Source organism: Mediterraneibacter gnavus ATCC 29149, from assembly GCF_008121495.1.
Lineage (GTDB): Bacteria > Bacillota > Clostridia > Lachnospirales > Lachnospiraceae > Mediterraneibacter > Mediterraneibacter gnavus.
Genome location: NZ_CP043051.1, coordinates 1,029,790 through 1,049,136 on the forward strand (window position 1 = coordinate 1,029,790; position 19,347 = coordinate 1,049,136).

Sequence of the window (19,347 nt, forward strand, 5' to 3'; positions counted from 1 at the left end):
TTTCCCTTCGTATATCAAATTAAATCTAATATCGCCGCTATCCATGTCATATCTTTTTCGCATATTTTTTCTTTTTGTAAAATATGTTTCACAATCCATCTGCTATATGTGGGAAAATAGCGATTCATTCGATACAACATCGGACATTGTGGAAGCTTAAACAGAACCAGATTATTCTCCTGGATTGCATTTTTCTTTCCAACAATCTTGCATATAGCATGGAACACTGAATCTGGCATCCCTTCTTTTCTAACACAATTCATATAAAATACACCTACCATTTTATTCTTCCAATGATTCCTGTAGTTTCCTATATGATTTGCAATTCGCACGTCTTCTATCGTATTCAATCCATTATAAATACCTGACATCAAAAATCTTCGATGATTTCCGCCGTAACAGTGCACAAACGCAGAATTTACCCTATATTTTCTGTTTTCAAACACCATCAAAATTTTTTCAAATTCTTTCAATGACAACTCTGTTTTTAATAAATCTCTTCTAACATTTACTTCAGCTATTAAATAATCACTATGAAATGTATAATCAAGTTCAATTGAAAAATACGGAAATATATCCTTATTTTTCATATGGCATTCAAATTCTATCGTTGGCGAAGAATCTGTTTCTTCGCCATAATACAACATAGGAATTTGTAAATTTATAAATTTTGTTCTCCCCTTTTTTCCATTACGGAAACTTTTTCCAATTTGCTTATAATCATAATCTGGATGCAATAATGAATATCCTAATTTTTCATAAGTACATCCTAACCCGGATAAACCGGAAAAGTTATTTTTATTTTCTACCCCTTGTGTTATTCTAAAGAAAAAGGGGGTTTTTATATGTTACTCACTGATAAATACGTTGATAAAATTCATGGCATCATTACCTGTTATGACCGCATGATCATTCAGGGATATATCCCAAACTGGAGCCATGCGGAAGCAATGACTGCCTATATGAAACTCAACGGTATCCGTATTTTTGATTATCCCACCAGTTTCTCCCAGCCCCTTACGGAACAGGTCCGTCAGAATGCGGAAAAGATTGCTCACGAAAATGGAATGGAAATTGAGTTCATCCGAAAACTCCATGCTTTTCGAAAAGATGACCGCATCCAGAACATCATTGCCGAAACCGGAAAAACGGAAGGTCTGATCCATATCTTTTCTGCTATGGAATGCTGTAATACCTACAGGCCCTGGCATGATAAAACAACTGGGAAGACCTTCCTGAAGTTTGACCAGAGCAAGTGTCTTCATTACTATTTCTATTTTATCGACAGGGAACTTGGCCTTTGCTATCTTCGTGTCCCTACATGGCCGCCTTTCCGTCTTCAGTTTTACATGAACGGTCATAACCTGCTCGCCTATAAGCTTGATAAAAAACAGCTTTCTTACCGGATGCAGGACAACGCGTTCCTTGAAATCTCCGATATTGAAACTGCTCAGAAACTTTCTGACCGTATCAACCCGCAAGGGCTCCATAAAGTTCTCGATGTCTTTGCCAGACGCTACAGTCCCGTTCCGGAATCTCTCGGGCTGGGTTATACCTGGACGGTTCAGCAGATCGAATGTGCCACGGATATCATGTTCCGTAAGCCGGAATACCTGGCACCAATCTATGATGAAATCATCCACACTGCGATATATACTGTGAAGCCTGACAACATCGCCACTTTCCTTGGACAGCGAATCACTTATAACTGTACCAAAGAGATTGGCACAAACTATAATCAGCGCATCCTCGGAACGAGGATCAAGCACCACATGGGTGATGTGTCCATAAAAATGTATGACAAGTTTGGCTGTGTACTGCGAATTGAAAGCACCTGCAATGATATCAGTACGTTCCGTGTGGAGCGGGAAGTTCAGCATAGGGATGGAACATCCGATATTCGGAAAGCCCCTTTAAAAAAGAGTATTTACAGCTTATATCAGTTATTCACAATCCTGAAATCTGCGAATTACAGATACCTTGAATTTATCTCATCCTTTGATGATCACAGCAGCGGCAGGAAGAAATTGGATGAAGTCAGTCATTCCCGGAGGGAAAAGGAACGAACCTATCGCGGATTCAACTTTTTTGATTCCCGTGATCTGTCTGTACTGGAAGCCATCAGCAAAGGGGAATACATGACATTCGGGATACAAGGAAAACAGATCCGCCAGCATCTTCCGAAAATCACTCCGTCTGCCATGACAAGGATCTTTAAACGTCTGAAAGTCCATGGACTGATTGAAAAAATCCCAGGATCCTATAAATATTTGATAACGGCTCTTGGAAAAGAGATCATAGCTGCTGGTTTATCGATAAAAAACCTTATCCTTGTTCCGGCGCTTACATCTTGATTTTCCTGATGCCGAAATTTTGCCATTTTGCGTAGAAAATCATTTATAAGTGGCCTAAAATAGAAGAAATCTCATCTGCAATTTCCAACATTTCACGTCCAATGATTTCTGATGGATAGCTTCCGATATAGATTTTCATCGTATAATAAAAATGATTCATCACAGATTTTTTATCCCCCCTCTTGCCGATATACATCAGAAGTGGCAGTTTCCTCTGTATATCGACAGTTTCTTACTGTTTTACTCTTTATTGACTTTCATCAAACACAATCTTCTCAGATTAATACAACATATATTCCGATGGTAACTCGAACTTATATCCCCATCCATAATATTCATCCACTGTTCTTGGCAAATCTTTATTTTTTAAATTATAATGCTTCCGGTTCCTTTCACAATACACATATGGAATCTTCATACAAAGAGTCAGATCTCCATCCAACACATTCACCGAAAACAGAAACGTCTGTATCTGAGGCATTTGATTCAAAAAACTCAAACTCGAAATTTCATTTCTTCCGGTCAACTCTAAATGTCTCAGATTTACCAGTTTTTCCAATACAGAAAAATCTTTTACCTTCGGACATCCACTGATACAAAGCGCCTCGACAGATTCTGCTATATGTTCTAGCGCCGAAATATCTTCCAACCTTTTTAAATCTTCCAATTGAACCCATTTTAAGTTGGGGGCTGTTTCTATATGGTCTAAATTTCGAAGCCTTGAATCATATATCATAAGATACTTCATTTTTTCTGAGCAAAAATATTCCCTTAAGTCTTCTTTATTACAATCAAATATCTTAAGTAGTTCTAAATCCTTCACTTTTTGAAATCCTGTTCCACTTCTGAAATCATTTAATGATATCTTGATTTGTTTGATATGTTTCATTTTCGTGAAGTCCACAAAAAATTTATTAACTCGTGGAGCACCTGCTAAACTTTCTGCTCCACAATCCACAGCTTCTAAATTTTCCATCTCATACAACGGAGAAAAGTCAAATTCTTTCTCAACGCACAGGGGAACATAGACAGATGCTGCCTTTATTCCCGGACATTCTTTTAAAAATTCAATACTTTCCGTAAAAACATCTACTCTCTCCACATTATTTTCATTGATAAATTTTACATGTTCTTCTATGGTTCGTTCTGTACGGCGTTTGGGTCGTTCCTCCTGTGTATTTGAAATTCTCATAGTAGTGTTCCCTTTATAATCGCTGAATACAAATCCGTCTATTTTGATCGTTCCATCAAAATTTTTAAAATACAACTATAAATGAGCAAATTTGAAAAATTGCACAAAACTACACTGCGAATTTCATAAATGAATCAAAATCATTGCTTTCCTTTGCGCATTGAAAAAGATAACGATACTTTTCCAGCTGAATGGTATCACAGATTTCGTGATATCCAGTTTCAAACGAACAGAACCTACCAGTACCCACTGCACACATGAAATGTGCCAGTGACATAAGCAGCCAGTACCTTTTGATTCCCTGTGCAGAGCGTATCTGATAGCTGTCCAGTGCCAGTTTATCCTTACACTGGCGGAAAAATACTTCAATCGGCCATCGACACACATACCAGGAAAGAATCTCCTGTGTAGATAGGGCTGCGTTTGTACTGATGAAAGCACGCAATGCTTTGGGATTACCAAATGCTTTTTCCGGATAACTCAAAAGAACTACCGCATTTTCTATGCCGTTGAGGTTTCCCTCGTACCGGTACACATAATAGTTTCGTTTTTTGACTGTCACAAGGTCAAATTCACGATGTGTAACAGACAATTCGGCGGCCAGTTCACGAAGTTTCTTTTTCATTCCCGATGGATACAGCAAACGGTTTGTTTTCAAAGCACCGATGGTATGGAATCCTCTCTGTGCAAAGGTATTGATTATCTTTTCAGAAACATACCAGCAGTCGCAAAGAAAATAGGACATTACCGGTGGAACAGGCAGCTCCTTTGCAATGCTTTGTACAATGTCAATCTTGGAAATTGACTTATTGTACATTACAAAAGCATAGTTCAGAACAATGCCATTGCAGGAAAGCATAACAGCAACTGCCTGATGCCCGTAGTCCTGTTTTCCCTTTAAATGGGATTGGTGAAAATACGCATCTTCAATCGGATGTAAAGCCCGTGACGAAGGCTTTGTCTTTGAAGCAATCGTATCGTCCACAATGCAGAAAACAGGCTTTCCGGTGCGTGCTGCTTCTGAATAAATAATCTCAATGACAGAGCATTTTAACGTATCTGAAAGTAATGAATCATCCCATTTTCCGGAATTGAGAAAATGGGCAATCGTCGTTCTGTGGCAGGAACTGTTTTTAGCAAAGTCCGTAGTTTTTCCATGATATCCTGAAATGAAAATACTGATTAGGATACTCATAAGATGGTTTATTACTCGGTTCGAATAAAATTTGCATAAGTTTAATTTTTTAAACTGGTTGTATATGAATGAGGAATGATGTATAGTATTTGCGAGAGACACCTTCTTTCGTAAATGTTGCAAATGTTTGTTTTGGCACTTTCATTATACAACACATGGAATCGAGGTGTCTTTCTTTTATGCAAAATCACGAACTTGCTCATTTATAGAATACAAATCATTCCTTTGCTCTTCTGTAAGTTCAAATGTCTTCATGTAATTTCTCCTTAATTCAAGACGGCAGAACAGCCCTACTAATATTCTGTTCCATCCTGCCGCCTCGTCAAATCATTTCACTCGTCCACTTTTGTTCTACAGTACCTTTTCGATTTCAAGATCAAAAATCAAATCGTCAAAGTCATCATCCCAATCAATATCGTTGCAGTAAAACCGAAACTTATCCTCACCTAATTCTTCTTTGATCATGGCGCAGCCACCCATAAAACAATCTATCCTTCCTACATCAGTTTTTGAATATCCATTACTAATTTCAATATCCCCGTCTTCCAAGATAACTTCTAGTTCAAATTCTTTCGGAGCCCAAGTTTCCTCAAAAATAATCTGCGGAAATCTTCTCCTTTCCTTTTTTAAACGTTTTCCATTCCAGAATATTTTCCCCTTGAAATCATACAAATGTAAAATAATTGACTGTTCATGTTGCGAATTTGTACTTACAAAAGTAAATTTTAATCGATACTTCCCCTTTTTATCGTATCGATAAAGTGCACTTACTTGCTTACCCTTATACTCTATCTCTGTTGCATTTTGTTCTTCAAACATCCACTTAAATGGTTTCATAAATCCCCCTCTTGCCGATATATATCGGAAGTGGTATTGTCCTCTGTATATCGACATTTTCTTGTTGTTTTACTCTCTATTTTCCTTCGTCAAATACAATCTTCTCACCCATTACCCATTTTGTGTGTTTTGCCTAATCTTCTTTTAATTTTTCTAAAAATTCCTCCCATTCATCATCTGCAAAAAGATGATAATAATAGTCTGCTTCTTTCAAAATGTAGGACTTTCCATAATGTATCGCTGGCATAATATGCTCTTCAAATGCTTTATCAAAATATGGCCTGAGTTCATCGGGTGTATATAGTTCATAGTCTATCAACCCAGTCAACGTTTTGTCCTCTTTAGTCAAAACACCTATTCTCCTATATACATCGGAGTCATATGTTGTCGGATACTTTTTCACATTTGAAAAATCTCCGAAGAAAAAATCATACTCTACATAAAATGCCTCCGCCATTGATTTTTGCAGATACATCCCACACAAAAGACCTTTTCCCTGTAAATACCACATATTTCTTCGCTTTTTAAAACCTCTTTTTGTGAACTCCTCATGGCAAAATTCTTTAAATTCTTGTTTTGTCATAGGCTTTTCCTCCATTAATAAAATTCTAGTCGTACATTACTTCTTTTCCCAATTTTTTTCTTGTATTTTTTAAGTTGTTTAACACCCGCTTTGGCAGATCGTGGATTATAAGGCTTTAACTCATAAATCGTTTTAGTTTTAGGATTGTAATAATCAGGTCTAATCCCTTTTACTTTTTTATATTCTTTATACTCCGCTTTAAACGCTGGTCCTGATTTATACCCCTTATGTATCTTTCTACCCGCACTTCTTGTGGACTTAGTGAAGCCATTGGTATGTTCTAATGATTTAATAATATCTCTTGCATCTTTGGTAAAGTCTACTGCTTCTGCAATTTCTAGCGTATTTCCCATCTTATCGGTAAATCGCAGTGCTCTCACAGCTTCTCCTACACCTGTAACAATCGGAATCAAATCAATTGCATCACCAACTACACCTGCCCATGCACTTGGATCATATGGGTTAGCTGCAACTTCCGCAATACTAAACCCTAAGGAAACTACATCAAATACAGTCTCCCAAACCGCGCCTGTTCCATCTTTTCTGCCAACCGGATTATTATCACAATAACTATATAAGTTTTTATCCGTCAATGCTGTTGGCGTTGTCTTTAAAACCTCTACATCATCCGCATTGACAAATCTCCCCGTCTCCGGATCGTAATACCGACTATTCAGATAGTACATTCCCAGTTCTTCGTCATAGTAGTATCCCTTGAAACGGAATGGATTCCTTCTGCCCAGTCCATTCGAACTGTAATCCGTCAGATTCAGCAGTTTTCCCCAGGAATTATACTCATATTTTACAAGTTCCGTTCCGTGACTGTCAAGAATTCCCAGAATATCCCCAAAAAGATTTTTGCGGTAGAAATACATCTCATTCTGATACTTCATGGCAAACACATTACCCTTGTCATCGTAGAAGAAATCGATCCTGCTGCCGTCACTGGACGTCTGCATCAGAATGGCCGAACCATCCAGATAAAAGTCTGTCGTAACGCCATTGACCGTCTTTCGGATTCTCTTTCCGCTGTCATTGTACATGCAGTACATATCCAGCCCGGCTCCTGTGATGTGGTTCAACTGATGTCCTTTTTCCCATTCCATCTGCATCTCCAGATACTGGAGCGGATTTCCCATGGCATCGTAGGTAATTGCCTGTCCGTTGTAGAAACGGAGCTGATCTCTCCATCCTCCGGTCTGATAATCAAACGTATCGGACTTCCACGGTGCTTCTGTGATCATCGGATTTTCGGTATAACGGTACTCGTCTCTTCTGACCATATTTCCACCCACATCATAGGTGTAACAGATTGTCTGATTCTGCTTCTGATTGTCTTCTCGTACCAGCTGGTTCAGTGCATCATAGTAGTAGCGGATTTTTCTTTCGCTGCCATCGGCGCTTCGCTCCACCATTGTTTCCACATTTCCACAGGCGTCATAGGTGTAAGATTCTGCACGGTTTCCTTCCCGGACAGATGCAACCAGGTTTGTAGTCACTCCTTCCTCTTTACCTGAGACGTATGTATACTCCTGAGTCGATGTATTCGTATCGGAGAAGTGATTGTGGGTACGGATCACACGCCCAAGGGCATCATACTCATAGGCAATCTTCTGGGCGCCATTGATCTCGATTCCATATCCAAGCCCCGGTTTCTGCTGTTTTTCCACATCCCCGTAAAGGAATTCCACCTCATGTCCGACTCGATCTTTCTGATACGTATATCCTTTGACACGATTTTTCTCATCATACACTTTGCGAAGTTTCATCCCGTCAGAACGGTCTGTTCCTACCATTCTTCCGATCAGGTCATACTGGTATGTGCTGGTCACTCCACTGCAAAGATCTTTGTGCCTTGCAATTTTTCCACAACTGTCATACGTATTTTCAAACAGTTTTTCTTCTCTGCCGTCTGCGGTGATCAGATACTGTGCCGCAAGCTGTTCTTCCGGATTGTATTCATTTCGAACGGCTTCCCCTGTCGCATAGGTAATCCTGTCCGCAAGACCGTTCCGGCTTCGAAGCGTGGTGCGCTCCAGTTCTCTTCCTCCAATCGATACGGATTCCAGATTTCCAAACGGATCATACGCATAATCATACGTAAATCCATTGTGACCGATGGACGTCACTTTTTCGTTTTCATAGGTGTAAGAAACTTTCACTTCTTTTCCATCCACCATTCTCGCAACTTCTGTCATCTTATCCGTGTCGGCATCGTATACATAGGAAGTGGCATTTCCTTTTGCATCTGTCAGCTTCGTCAGAAGACGGTTCTTGTCATCATATTCATAATGAACGGTATTTCCTCTGGAATCTGTGATCGTCTTCGGCTGCTTATAATCGGATGTGTATGTCATAGACGATTCCATGCGCTCACTGCACTCTTCCAGGATCCACCATTTGTTGACCTGGCTGTTTGACTGGTGGGCTGTCAGAATGATATCTGCCAATTTTTGATGGGAATAATCCATCACATCCAGAGACAGGTTTCCATCCTTACAGATGATCGCATATCCATTTCCCGGTGACACCTCTTCGAATCGGAACAGCTGATTTGCAGCTCCCGACATAGATGCCTCTAAGGAAAGAATGGAAAAACCTCTGTCGTTGGTTCCTGATTTTGCCAGTACTTTTCCCGGTGCGTGAACCGGCTCTAACTGATAATACGTGCCGTCATATGGCAGCAAACGATACTGCTGGTTCATCCCGCCATTGTAGTTGAACTGCACTGCCTGTGTTCCTGCTGCTGTCGAAGCATTCTTCACATCAATATATTGTCCCGAATGACGTACCCGGATATGATAAATCCCTCCCGCTTTCGGAACTGCTGAAACAGTTCCCTCATCTGCCGGTTCAAAATACCAGTCCTGATGTTCGTTTTCTTCTTTTCGTGTATAACTCTGCACCGGCTGTCCGCTTGTCGTACTCTTTGGTCCGTTTGTCAGCGCTTTCTTATCTTTCGTTGCCTTGCTGGTGATCTGGAAACTTCCATCTGCGTTTGGATGCAGCTTCCATTTCTGTGCATCGGTATTGTTATTTCCATAAATCTGAATTTTTTCTCCCTCTGCCTCAGATTTGTTATTAAGATCCAGGCGGTATCCAGAGCCACAAAGAGGCTCAAACTGCATATATCCGTCTTTTCCATCAATCAGCTTCCATTTCTGCGCGGCAAATCCAAAGAACGTGCACAACTGTACCACAGTTCCGTTTGCCGTCTCACTGTTTCTGACATCCAGATAATTTCCGGAAATTTTTTCCCGGATATAATACACTCTGCCCGGTATGACTGCTCCGAGATATTTTCCGCCATCTGCCGTCATCTGGATCGGCTGTCCTTTGTCATTGTATGTAAATCGATAACGGACTCCTTCAGAATTGGCAGCCTGAGTCAGATGATTTTTCGTATCGTATCGATATTCAAACCCTGTTCCGTCAATACTTCCAAGCTTCGTCAGACTTCCTTTTTTGTCGTATGAAAAACTCTCTTTTTCCGCTGCACTCACTGCATGGATCAGATTCCCGTCATCATCATACTGGTAACTCTCCCCGTCATCTCTGACAAGCTGCACACCTTTGAATAACACCTGATTCACCTGATTGTGGTACATCAGATACACATGGATCGCCTTGTATGTTTTCTTCGCCCCTTCATTTTGATCGTCTGTACTGAAGGTGTTGCTGACAAACTGCCATCCCTTAATATTGGGATTACACTGTAATTGATGCCATTTAACTGTACCATCCGTATAAATGACTGCTGCATCCACTGAAAATTGCTTATCCGGAATTCCAAATCCATTTACCCAGCAGCTAAGATTAAAGATATCACCTTCCTGTCCTGAAATATTTACAGCCTGAGACAGATGAAGCTGCTGCTCCATTTGTCCGTTCAGTACTGCACATCTTCCCTTATCTGCAGTGATCATACTCTTATTCCCGGTTGCAGCTGCATGAAATCCCCAATTATCAGGCACATCATTTGTGCACCGTTCAAATCCCGGATTGTCGATCAGATTCAGTTCATTTGCCACATTTCCTGTTTCCAGCTGAACACCACTTACCAAAAGTGTTCCTCTTGCTCTTGTCATTCCCACAAACACGGAAATGGTTTCTTCTGCCGGAAGCTGGAATGTGAGAACCAGTCTCTCCCATCCGTCATCCACGTTTTTATCTGTCACATAGTCAATACAGCGTTCCCCCATGATTCTGGTCCGGTCTGCCCGGATTACGGATACAACCGCTCCCTGTTCCTGGTTTTCCGGGTTCAGCGATTCTGTTTTTACATAAGCAGACAACGTATATGTTCCAGCTGACAGATGCACATCCTGACAGATTCCTTCTTCTGATGTCAGCTCTGTTTTTGTCAGTTTCGCACTTTTTGTACCAATATATCCATCTGCATGTGTGATCGCTCCCCGTTTTCCATCTGACATACGACAGGTGTACCATCCGCCATCTCCATGAGACGGATCAAATGTTGGATTTCTCAGCAGACCACACACTGTTTTCTGAACAGAACCATCTTTACTCAGCTTATGATTTTTCATGCCGGATGTATAGTAAGAATAATTATTTGCAAATCCATCTGCATCCAGCACATCTGTCGGACGTCCCATATTGTCAAAATGCCACGTTGTTTTCTTATTATCTCCCGGATGTTCCATCTGACCATCCAATCCAGGTTCTTCAAAAATCGTAGTATTTCCGTTTTCATAGGAAATCTTTAATTCCTGACCCGGTGCATTTTTCTGTCCCGTTTCGGATACTTTGCTGACACGGGGTACCCGGAAATCATTTGTGTACTCGTAATTTACACGATAGCCATCCGGATTGGTCACACTGAGCAGTTTATGAGAACCATCATAAGTAAACTGGCTCTTACTTCCATCCGGATAAGTAATGGATGTCAGATTCCCCTGCGCATCATACCCATATCGGATCTCTCGCCCTTTGGTATCCTGAATAGCTGTTATCTTTGATTTCCCCTCATCCGTTGAATAAATGATATTTAAAAATCCACCTGACGCATCTGTAATATATCCCAGATAATTTCCCGCTGAATTCGGACCATACTGGTGTTTCACGGAATTTCCGTTCAGATCTTCGATGAATCGTAAAAATCCGTCCTGTCCGAATATATACTTCACTTTGTCTTTTGTTTCCATCGTGCGATAACGGTCATGTTCAGAACTTGACGTCACTGTGATCGTCAGTCCCAGCCCATCCTCATCTTTCAGCTTATTACCGTCATTGGTATCTTTATAGAAATAATGTTTTGTTCCGTCTTCATCGATATACACATACGGATAATCTTTGATCCCACTCTCTTTCAATTCCTGTTGGCTGCTGAGTCTCCATCCGTATCCCATACGGGAAGAGGTATCTGCTTCACTGGAATTGTATACGTGACGGATTTCTGTTGTCATCGGACCGCCCTCCGTTGCCACATCCAGATGACTCCAGACAACATTTCCTGTAAAGTCATTCGTGTAACCGATTCCTGCGCGCCCTGCTGACTGCTCATGGTAACTCTGATAATCTTCCAGACCATTCACATTCCTGTAATAAAACACACCGCTTGGAAACTGTTCAGAAGAGATACTTGGTGAGTCAGATGCATAGAATCTCGCATAAGCACGGTTTGCCAGATTTTCATCATCTTCATATTTTGATTTCACCATAATTCCATAGTTTTTTCCTGTGTTATACCACTGACGCACCAATCTGGTCACATTGAATCCTATCGGTGTGATCGAAACTGTATTTCCATTGATTACCTGTTTTACTTTTTTATAATCCAGTATTGCACCATCTACTGCCGGCTGATTTCCCCAACGGACGCTTTTTTCATCCCAGCTGTTTTTTACTTCATAAGCAAGAAGCGGCAGCTCCGGATTGCTGTAGGATGAATATTCAAACTGCCAGATATACATGGTCGCTCCGTAAATGATCGAACCTTTTCCAATATCCGGAAGGTCTCGAAACCGAAGCAGCGCTCTCATTTTTCCAAGTTCATCACTTCGCCCTACCACGAAAGATCCATATGCATATACGTTCCCCGGATTCTCCGGTACATTTCCTCCTGTGAAAACATACGTATCTTCAATATTTCCTTTTGTTTTACTCGTCTCTGTCATTGGATCAATCACGATTGGATAAACACGTTCTGTGTCCTGCATCCATTCACGATCCGGCACAACTTTGATAACACTGCTCTCTGTGCCGATTTCTACTTGAAATTCCACCTGAAGAGACTGATTTCCTGCGGCATCATACATATACGGTTTCACCAGTCTGAAAATCCTTCCTGACTCCTGATTTTCCGAATCATACAGCCCAAGTCCTCCATCTTCTTCGCTTCGCAGCTCCATTCCAGGATGCATCAGCTGAAAGCTCAATTCCTGTTCTGCCGCCTCTTTTCTGTTCAGTCGAATATTCTCTTTTAGCTGCTCTCCCTGGATTGAGTAATGCAGATCAATTCCCGGAAGAATTTCCTCATACACACCTTCTCCGTTTAAATGCGGAACACACATCATCTTTCGGATCTCATCCTCTTCTGACTCTTCCTCTTCTAAAACAGACACTTTCATATCCAACATTTCTGCTTCTTTCCAGAAATCTTCCTTTTCCAAAACACGAAATGTAGAAATTTTGTTTTTAAAATTCACGTTTCGTGTACTTTTTGTGCGTAAAAAAGGTGACAATCCCCATAAGATTTTCTTTCCGTCTTTCTCGATCGTTACCAGTTCCTTTGTATCTGACTCTTTTGCAAAACTTACACGAACTGCGGACGCAAAATTTCGATAAACTTCTCTCCCGTCTTCCTGTACAGGTTCCAGACGGTTATCAATTTCTTTCCACTGTCCGTCTTCTTCATAATGAACCGGAGCCGGATATACAGCTGCCGCCATTCCCTTCTGTGTCATCTGAAAATGTTTGACACAACGCTCTCTCTTTTCCGGTACTTCCCGTAAAATTCTATCTCTCATATTTACCTCCTGCCGAAATTCTCTGTATTCGGTCTTTCTATTTCTTTTCACACGCTTTGTGCACGTTTCGTGTAGTTATACAATACACAATTCGTGTTCTTTTGTCAAGCACATTTTGTGGATTTTTTATTTACTTTTTCCCACGATTTGTGTATAATCATATTGTATTCATAAAAAGTTTTGATTTTTACAAAAACTTCCCAGTGCAGCAAAAAGCTGCTTAGAAAGGACGTGTATGTTATGGCTGTATTTGCCAATATACTCAAAACACTGCGAACAGATAAACACTTATCCCAGCAGGAGCTTGCCACTCGCCTTGGCATCTCAAAGAGTGCAGTCAGTATGTACGAACAAGGACGGCGTGAACCTGATTTTGATATTCTGAATAAAATTGCAGATATCTTCCAGGTCGATGCAGACTATCTTCTCGGACGTAGTTCACTCTCTCATGAACCCGAACCTGTCACGATTGCCGCACACCTTGATACCTCTGACCTTACGCAGGCTGAGTTGGATGATGTTGAAAAATACATTCAATTTATCCGTTCAAAAAGAAAACAATAAAGGAGCATTCAGAAACGGCTATGCTGAACAAATATGAAGAACTGTTAGAAGAGGCTGCCGCCCAGAACATATCAGTAGATGAGAACTTTCCTTTTCATGGAAACTTAAAGGGATTGTATGTAGATCAAAATATCGCCCTCTCGGACCAATTGGAGACCTCTGCAGAAAAAGCCTGTATTCTGGCAGAAGAACTTGGTCATCACTACACTTCTGTTGGAAATATTCTGGATATCTCCGATCCTGCAAATGCAAAGCAGGAACGCCAGGCACGAATGTGGACCTATGAACGGCTGATCGGTCTGCGTGGTTTGATCGATGCCTATCAGCATGGATGCCGGGAATATCACGAAACTGCTGAATTTCTGGATGTAACAGAAGAACAGCTTCGCGATGCCATTGCCGATTATCGCTCAAAATATGGAGTCTGTACCAAATATCAGAACTACTATATTATGTTTGAACCCTATCTGATGATAGGAAAGAAAAAATGAGGACAACGCCATCGTCGTCCTCATTTTTCTATTCTTTCTACAAAAAAATTCCATAGACATTACTATCTATGGAACTTAACAACTCCCCGAGTTGGGTTCGAACCAACGACCCTTCGGTTAACAGCCGAATGCTCTACCACTGAGCTATCGAGGAATACTATAAAATTGTCTCAGCTCTTATCACTGAGTAAATGGAGAATACGAGATTCGAACTCGTGACCTCCTGCTTGCAAGGCAGGCGCTCTCCCAACTGAGCTAATCCCCCGTTCAAGCTGTTCAGTTATCACCGACAGCTATTAAAATATACCATATCGCACAGTACCTGTCAATAGATTTTTTCAATTTTTTGTAAAATATATATTTTATCTTCAAAACCGACTTTTCAAGATCGAAAATCCCTCTTAAAATGACAACAGCTTCGTAATCAATATATTGTTATCATACAAAAATGTCAGAATACTGCTTTTCTCAATCATCTCAAAGCAAGACTGTCCAATCGCATTATTATACAATAATGTTATGATCAAAAACAAGAGCCAGACAATCACCAGTGCCGCCGCTGCTCCGACAACCGCTCCGCCCAGGTGATTGAAAAATCCCAGAATCGGAAGCTCGCCGATCAGATCTACTGCAGCCATCAGTGCCCTGACAAGAATCCAAACAAGGATAAATGTAACAAGAAACGCCACAACCTTGAGGATCATCCTTGCAATATACGATGCCGCATACTCAGGAAATGACTTAACTCCCAGTTCCTGATAAATTGTGCTGTTATTGTTTTCCAGCAGCCGGTTTTTCAAAAACTCCGGCAACGCTGCATTTTCAATCTCCTGAATCTGCACTTCTTTTGGAATCTCTCCAATGATATTCAAAATATCCTGAATGTTGATCCCCAACTGGTTCCAGTCCAGATTGTTGATATCCGCCAGCTGATCCTGATTCAATTCTCCAAGTGAAGTACCGCTTAAATCTGCATTTTTCAATGTATCTGCAGAAATCTGAGGCATGAACATCTCCATACATTTTTCTTCAATCATCTCATCCGCAGGTGTCCATTTAATAAGCGCATCACTGACATAAGGCGCCAGAAACATAACCAGCACGATCGACAGAACCGTAGCCAGCAACGAAATTCCGATTTTGAGCAGTCCTCTGACATAGCCTGCCACGATACTGATCAAAAATATCACTCCTACAATAATCAATAACCAATTATCCATATTTTCTCCTAATTTGTCAGGTAAACAAGCCGCAGTTCATCTTCACCGGCGATCAGGTATCTGTGAATTCCGGCAGCCGGAATCACTTCCTGTGCTTCTATTCCCCAGTCTCCCTTAAATCGCTGTATTCCTGTGTCGCTGATGATACATCCCTTTGTTCCGTCGAACATGATGATCTCATCTCCTGCTATCTTTACATGACTATATTCTCCTGTTATTTCCCGGTTTATTATCTGTTTTCCCGTTTTATCATAAAGCTGCACTTCATATCCTGATTTATCTTTATTCGTAAGAATAAACCCGATATACCTGTCCGAGTGAAATTCACTGCGTATCTCCTGATTCAGCTTCACTTCGGTTTTCTTTTTCACGGACTTTGTACCTTCATAGATCACAAATGATTTATCACCAACCGCAACGGATGTGGACGCGTCCATATAAAACACATCCGGAACGACTGTCTGCTCAAAATCTTCTGTATAAATCAGGTTGTCCGTTTTTTCCTGACCTTCTTTTCCAAAATTATAAAAAGCAACCATGGACTTCAATGTTCCGTTTTTTGTGGAAAGATACGATACCATCAGGTTCTCCCCATCCGCCGACATATCCAGTGAGATTGGATATCCGGTACTGTTTAGATTCACCTGATGCTCTACAAGTATATTTCCCACTGCATCATAGGAAATGATCTGCGGCGTAGATTCGTTTTTCAGAATTGCGCTTACAATCCCCTGATTTGAAACAGAAATCTTTTCAATCGGAAGCGTAGTCTCAATCTCCCCCTTTAATCCACTCTTCTGAAAGATCATAATCGTATTACCGCCCACATCTGCTATTGCAAACACATCCTCATTAACGTCCACTATCGGATTCTGGATCTGACAGGGCTGAATCCATTTTTCCTTATTCCTTTTATTCAGAAACACAACGCCATCTCTGCTATATCGGATCACACCGTCTGAAAATGCGATATACTGGTTGCTGTCTTCTGTATCTTTCTTATGTGAGTCCGCTGTTGCAACGGACGTATACGTCTGATTTTCAATCACAAGATAGGTTCCTGTCACGATCATGGCTGCCACGACGATCCGGATCGTCCACTGTCCCAGCACGCTTCTTCTGTGCCTTTTGACCTGCCTCCGAATGATCTCCATATCTATGGATCCAGAAAATCGAAACCGCGGATTTTTCTTTTGCTTCATATCCGACCCCTTATCATTTTGTTTTATTTTCCGATTATAGCATTATTTTATGGTAATAGCAATTTCTGACCTACATAAATCAAATTTCCATCCGTAATTCCGTTCATCCGACAGATAGAATCTACATGCGAAACATCTCCGTAGGCCTTTTTGCTGATGATCGCCAGTGTATCTCCCTGCTCTACTACGTACACTCCTTCTGAGGAATCACCTTCTCCTTCTGTGCTCTCCTGTTCCTGAACAATATCATCTGCTTTTTCTTCTTCCTGTTTTGTTTCCGGATCTGATGCATCCTTTTCTGATGGTGGTGTTTCTTCCTGTTTTTCCACGTCTCCCTCATTGGATGTCTCTGTCACTTCACCGCTCACCGGCTGCACTTCCTCTGTATTATTTTCCTGTAAGACCGCTGACGACGCCTGACTCATCACTTTCTGGACAGCTTTCATTTTCCCGAAATTATTGAGTGTCGTAACTCCCATAATAACTGCCACCAGTATCAGTATGGAACTTGCCACATACATCAGACGGTTGTTTTTTTTCTGATGCGTCCGGCTTCCTCGACTGCGGACCATGTTCCGAAAGTCCTGAGCAGCTCGATCCTCAACAGTTTCCGAGGGAGACACCCCATTCTTTCTTCGAGCAGCAATCATATAGTTCTGCATACATGGATTTTTCTCATAATATGTATAACGACCGCCGATCTCCATCAGATCATTCAGTTTATGCACAAAATAAGATTCTTCCTTCTCTGCGGAATCCTTCATAACAAAAACAGTATTCTGTTTCGGGAACGATTTTTTATGAAGTTTCACTATGTTGCTCTTTGCATCCAGTTCTACTCCGGGCTGTGCGACAAACCAGCCCAACATTTCTCCGTCTTCAAAATACTGTTTACAGTCCTCATATGCATTTTTCCATGTTTCATCATCGATCACGTATTCATTGCCGACCAGCTTCAAGTCGTGCATCTGAATCGCACCATATATGTATACATATTCCTCATCCTCGCTCTTTTGCATATCTCCTACGAGAAATGCCCCGATCGGTCCGTCCTTCGCCTTATCACAAAGCTGTAGGAAAAAAGTATCTACATAGTCCTCCACATAAATTTTCGGGCTGTCACTCACGTTTCCAATCTGACGAACATTTTTTGGGATCTGTCTTTCCATGCTGTATATCCTCCTTGATTCAATTAATTTTTTGCCGGAAGCCTGTCCGCTCCCCCGGGTTCTTTTAGAGAATAGCACACGAAAAAGGCCGATTTTATCAGTTAATGTCACATAAGTTCGACAAAATTTTTGCCCGAAATTCTTCTATTTTCTTTTCATACTTTCAAATGCTCCGCAATATTTGTCTGTCAGTGTGATGATCCATCCTTCTTTTGTGTGAGGAATGCTAAAAAATGTGACTGGCCACATATGCGCCCGGATCACATCTTTCTCTATATCATTCAGAGAAAATAAACGACATGCATGGTTTAAGGCTGTTTTCGGATGTGTCAGCCCGTGGAAACGCTGCCCCGTCTCTTTTGCATGGGTATGCCAGTCATACAGAAACAGATCATGCAGCATCCCGCCTCTTGCCGCTGATTTTGCATCCAGATGAAAAAAGCGGCACCACACATAATTGTAGTAAGATACATGAAGGCAATGCTGATAACAATTCGTATTTCCATGATGCGGATATAGTTTCATACGAAGCACAACCGGATGCTTCGTAATATCCTGAATACATTCATAAAATTCTTCATCCCACTTCTGTTTCCTCAACAGGAACTCTTCTTTATGCTTTCTTATATAAATTTCTTCCAAACGTCGAATCATTCGATACCATAATTTCAAGTCTTTCCACCTCCGGATTCTCACTGTACAGACAGCTCCTTTCCCTATTATAGCACGCACTTTACCTGCAAAAAATATTTTCGGACATTTTTCTGTTTTTTGTAGACGATACAAAAATTGTATGGTATAAATATACAATAAGATTTCATTTACAGAGTATATATCTGTAACTATCAACCAATTAAAGAGAGGGGGATTTCCTATGGCTTTTTGTAAAAACTGTGGCAATCAGATTGAGGACAATGCCGCAACCTGTCCAAACTGCGGAGCTTCTCAAAACACGACTCCACAAGCCACGGATAACGGTGGCTTTCTCTGGGGATTGTTAGGCTGCTGTATCCCGATTGTAGGTCTTGTTTTATTCCTTGTATGGAAAGACACCAAACCAAAGACATCCAAGGCTGCCGGTATCGGCGCATTGGTCGGTGTAATCCTGATGATCCTGTATTATATACTGATCGCAGTGGTTGGTGTAGGCTTTGCCGCTATGGGATTCTAAGGCTCGATGAGAGTTTGGATTTATAAGTGGCTTCCTATTATATTTGGCTGTCATTGCAGAAGTGACCGTTCCTTTTACTGGAAGGGGACACAGTTTCCAATCTGTGCCAGGTGTACCGGAGAACTGGTCGGCATGATTTTATGTCCGCTTACCTTTCCGCTTGTTTCCTGGTCTCCATGGATCTTTGCAATACTGATGCTGCCGATGATCCTGGATGGGGTGATTCAGATGGTCACTTCTTACGAAAGCACAAATATAAGAAGGTTCCTTACAGGATTCCTGTTTGGATATGCATTGATGAGACTGTTTCTTGTCTCTACGATATGGACATTCCACTTTGGCTACAATCTAGTGCCAAAGTAAAAATCCCCTGACGGAGA

Annotated in this window: 15 protein-coding genes and 2 tRNA genes; 5 read left to right on the forward strand and 12 right to left on the reverse strand. The window is 41.1% G+C overall.

Going from position 1 to position 19,347, the window contains the following annotated elements:
- Nucleotides 1-14: 14 nt before the first annotated feature.
- Complete coding sequence (locus FXV78_RS05025) at nucleotides 15-737, reverse strand: hypothetical protein (RefSeq protein ID WP_004844086.1); 723 nt, start codon at nucleotides 735-737, stop codon at nucleotides 15-17.
- A 108-nt stretch (nucleotides 738-845) separates the two neighbouring features.
- Here FXV78_RS05025 and FXV78_RS05030 point away from each other — a divergent pair, with 108 nt between their 5' ends.
- The gene (locus tag FXV78_RS05030) at nucleotides 846-2,354 is read left to right on the forward strand and encodes a MarR family transcriptional regulator (protein ID WP_004844586.1); all 1,509 of its coding nucleotides are present in this window, start codon (nucleotides 846-848) and stop codon (nucleotides 2,352-2,354) included.
- A 280-nt stretch (nucleotides 2,355-2,634) separates the two neighbouring features.
- Here FXV78_RS05030 and FXV78_RS05035 read toward each other — a convergent pair whose 3' ends face one another.
- The 5 genes from FXV78_RS05035 to FXV78_RS05055 form a co-directional block, all read right to left on the reverse strand.
- Nucleotides 2,635-3,546 (reverse strand): leucine-rich repeat domain-containing protein, encoded by a 912-nt coding sequence (locus FXV78_RS05035; protein WP_039959987.1) that lies wholly within the window; start codon nucleotides 3,544-3,546, stop codon nucleotides 2,635-2,637.
- Nucleotides 3,547-3,655: 109 nt separating this feature from the next.
- Nucleotides 3,656-4,741, reverse strand: coding sequence for an IS701 family transposase (locus FXV78_RS05040; RefSeq protein WP_004841879.1), 1,086 nt, complete (start codon nucleotides 4,739-4,741; stop codon nucleotides 3,656-3,658).
- 351 nt (nucleotides 4,742-5,092) lie between these two features.
- Nucleotides 5,093-5,578: a hypothetical protein gene (locus FXV78_RS05045; protein WP_004844081.1), complete on the reverse strand. Its 486-nt coding sequence runs from the start codon at nucleotides 5,576-5,578 to the stop codon at nucleotides 5,093-5,095.
- 133 nt (nucleotides 5,579-5,711) lie between these two features.
- Nucleotides 5,712-6,161 carry a DUF4304 domain-containing protein gene (locus FXV78_RS05050; protein ID WP_105084797.1) on the reverse strand — a complete coding sequence of 150 codons (450 nt, stop codon included), beginning with the start codon at nucleotides 6,159-6,161 and terminating at the stop codon, nucleotides 5,712-5,714.
- A gap of 14 nt (nucleotides 6,162-6,175) precedes the next feature.
- Complete coding sequence (locus FXV78_RS05055) at nucleotides 6,176-13,150, reverse strand: RICIN domain-containing protein (RefSeq protein ID WP_039959986.1); 6,975 nt, start codon at nucleotides 13,148-13,150, stop codon at nucleotides 6,176-6,178.
- Nucleotides 13,151-13,390: 240 nt separating this feature from the next.
- On the opposite strand from FXV78_RS05055, the gene FXV78_RS05060 reads away from it, so the two are divergent.
- Nucleotides 13,391-13,714 carry a helix-turn-helix domain-containing protein gene (locus tag FXV78_RS05060; protein ID WP_004844077.1) on the forward strand — a complete coding sequence of 108 codons (324 nt, stop codon included), beginning with the start codon at nucleotides 13,391-13,393 and terminating at the stop codon, nucleotides 13,712-13,714.
- A 20-nt stretch (nucleotides 13,715-13,734) separates the two neighbouring features.
- Entirely contained in the window at nucleotides 13,735-14,205 is a 471-nt protein-coding gene (locus FXV78_RS05065; RefSeq protein WP_004844076.1) for an ImmA/IrrE family metallo-endopeptidase, read from the forward strand.
- Nucleotides 14,206-14,287: 82 nt separating this feature from the next.
- On the opposite strand, the gene FXV78_RS05070 is transcribed toward FXV78_RS05065, so the two are convergent.
- The 6 genes from FXV78_RS05070 to FXV78_RS05095 form a co-directional block, all read right to left on the reverse strand.
- Nucleotides 14,288-14,359 (reverse strand) — tRNA-Asn (locus tag FXV78_RS05070).
- Nucleotides 14,360-14,397: 38 nt separating this feature from the next.
- Nucleotides 14,398-14,470: transfer RNA gene (locus FXV78_RS05075), tRNA-Ala, on the reverse strand.
- Between the two features lie 136 nt (nucleotides 14,471-14,606).
- The gene (locus FXV78_RS05080; RefSeq protein ID WP_004844075.1) at nucleotides 14,607-15,425 is read right to left on the reverse strand and encodes a CvpA family protein; all 819 of its coding nucleotides are present in this window, start codon (nucleotides 15,423-15,425) and stop codon (nucleotides 14,607-14,609) included.
- Between the two features lie 8 nt (nucleotides 15,426-15,433).
- The gene (locus tag FXV78_RS05085; RefSeq protein ID WP_004844074.1) at nucleotides 15,434-16,627 is read right to left on the reverse strand and encodes a DUF5711 family protein; all 1,194 of its coding nucleotides are present in this window, start codon (nucleotides 16,625-16,627) and stop codon (nucleotides 15,434-15,436) included.
- A 47-nt stretch (nucleotides 16,628-16,674) separates the two neighbouring features.
- On the reverse strand, nucleotides 16,675-17,796 hold the full coding sequence (locus FXV78_RS05090) for a LysM peptidoglycan-binding domain-containing protein (protein ID WP_039959985.1): 1,122 nt from the start codon (nucleotides 17,794-17,796) through the stop codon (nucleotides 16,675-16,677).
- Nucleotides 17,797-17,940: 144 nt separating this feature from the next.
- Nucleotides 17,941-18,468 (reverse strand): HD domain-containing protein, encoded by a 528-nt coding sequence (locus FXV78_RS05095; protein ID WP_330371469.1) that lies wholly within the window; start codon nucleotides 18,466-18,468, stop codon nucleotides 17,941-17,943.
- 202 nt (nucleotides 18,469-18,670) lie between these two features.
- On the opposite strand from FXV78_RS05095, the gene FXV78_RS05100 reads away from it, so the two are divergent.
- Nucleotides 18,671-18,967: a zinc-ribbon domain-containing protein gene (locus FXV78_RS05100; RefSeq protein WP_004844071.1), complete on the forward strand. Its 297-nt coding sequence runs from the start codon at nucleotides 18,671-18,673 to the stop codon at nucleotides 18,965-18,967.
- A 6-nt stretch (nucleotides 18,968-18,973) separates the two neighbouring features.
- The gene (locus FXV78_RS05105; protein WP_004844070.1) at nucleotides 18,974-19,330 is read left to right on the forward strand and encodes a DUF2085 domain-containing protein; all 357 of its coding nucleotides are present in this window, start codon (nucleotides 18,974-18,976) and stop codon (nucleotides 19,328-19,330) included.
- The last annotated feature ends 17 nt before the right edge of the window (nucleotides 19,331-19,347 follow it).

What these genes read in the sequence shown, in the direction of transcription:
- FXV78_RS05030 (WP_004844586.1), top strand. Translation starts at nt 846, where the DNA reads ATGTTACTCACTGATAAATACGTTGATAAAATTCATGGCATCATTACC.
- FXV78_RS05035 (WP_039959987.1), bottom strand. Translation starts at nt 3,546, where the DNA reads ATGAGAATTTCAAATACACAGGAGGAACGACCCAAACGCCGTACAGAA.
- FXV78_RS05040 (WP_004841879.1), bottom strand. Translation starts at nt 4,741, where the DNA reads ATGAGTATCCTAATCAGTATTTTCATTTCAGGATATCATGGAAAAACT.
- FXV78_RS05045 (WP_004844081.1), bottom strand. Translation starts at nt 5,578, where the DNA reads ATGAAACCATTTAAGTGGATGTTTGAAGAACAAAATGCAACAGAGATA.
- FXV78_RS05050 (WP_105084797.1), bottom strand. Translation starts at nt 6,161, where the DNA reads ATGACAAAACAAGAATTTAAAGAATTTTGCCATGAGGAGTTCACAAAA.
- FXV78_RS05055 (WP_039959986.1), bottom strand. Translation starts at nt 13,150, where the DNA reads ATGAGAGATAGAATTTTACGGGAAGTACCGGAAAAGAGAGAGCGTTGT.
- FXV78_RS05060 (WP_004844077.1), top strand. Translation starts at nt 13,391, where the DNA reads ATGGCTGTATTTGCCAATATACTCAAAACACTGCGAACAGATAAACAC.
- FXV78_RS05065 (WP_004844076.1), top strand. Translation starts at nt 13,735, where the DNA reads ATGCTGAACAAATATGAAGAACTGTTAGAAGAGGCTGCCGCCCAGAAC.
- FXV78_RS05080 (WP_004844075.1), bottom strand. Translation starts at nt 15,425, where the DNA reads ATGGATAATTGGTTATTGATTATTGTAGGAGTGATATTTTTGATCAGT.
- FXV78_RS05085 (WP_004844074.1), bottom strand. Translation starts at nt 16,627, where the DNA reads ATGAAGCAAAAGAAAAATCCGCGGTTTCGATTTTCTGGATCCATAGAT.
- FXV78_RS05090 (WP_039959985.1), bottom strand. Translation starts at nt 17,796, where the DNA reads ATGGAAAGACAGATCCCAAAAAATGTTCGTCAGATTGGAAACGTGAGT.
- FXV78_RS05100 (WP_004844071.1), top strand. Translation starts at nt 18,671, where the DNA reads ATGGCTTTTTGTAAAAACTGTGGCAATCAGATTGAGGACAATGCCGCA.
- FXV78_RS05105 (WP_004844070.1), top strand. Translation starts at nt 18,974, where the DNA reads ATGAGAGTTTGGATTTATAAGTGGCTTCCTATTATATTTGGCTGTCAT.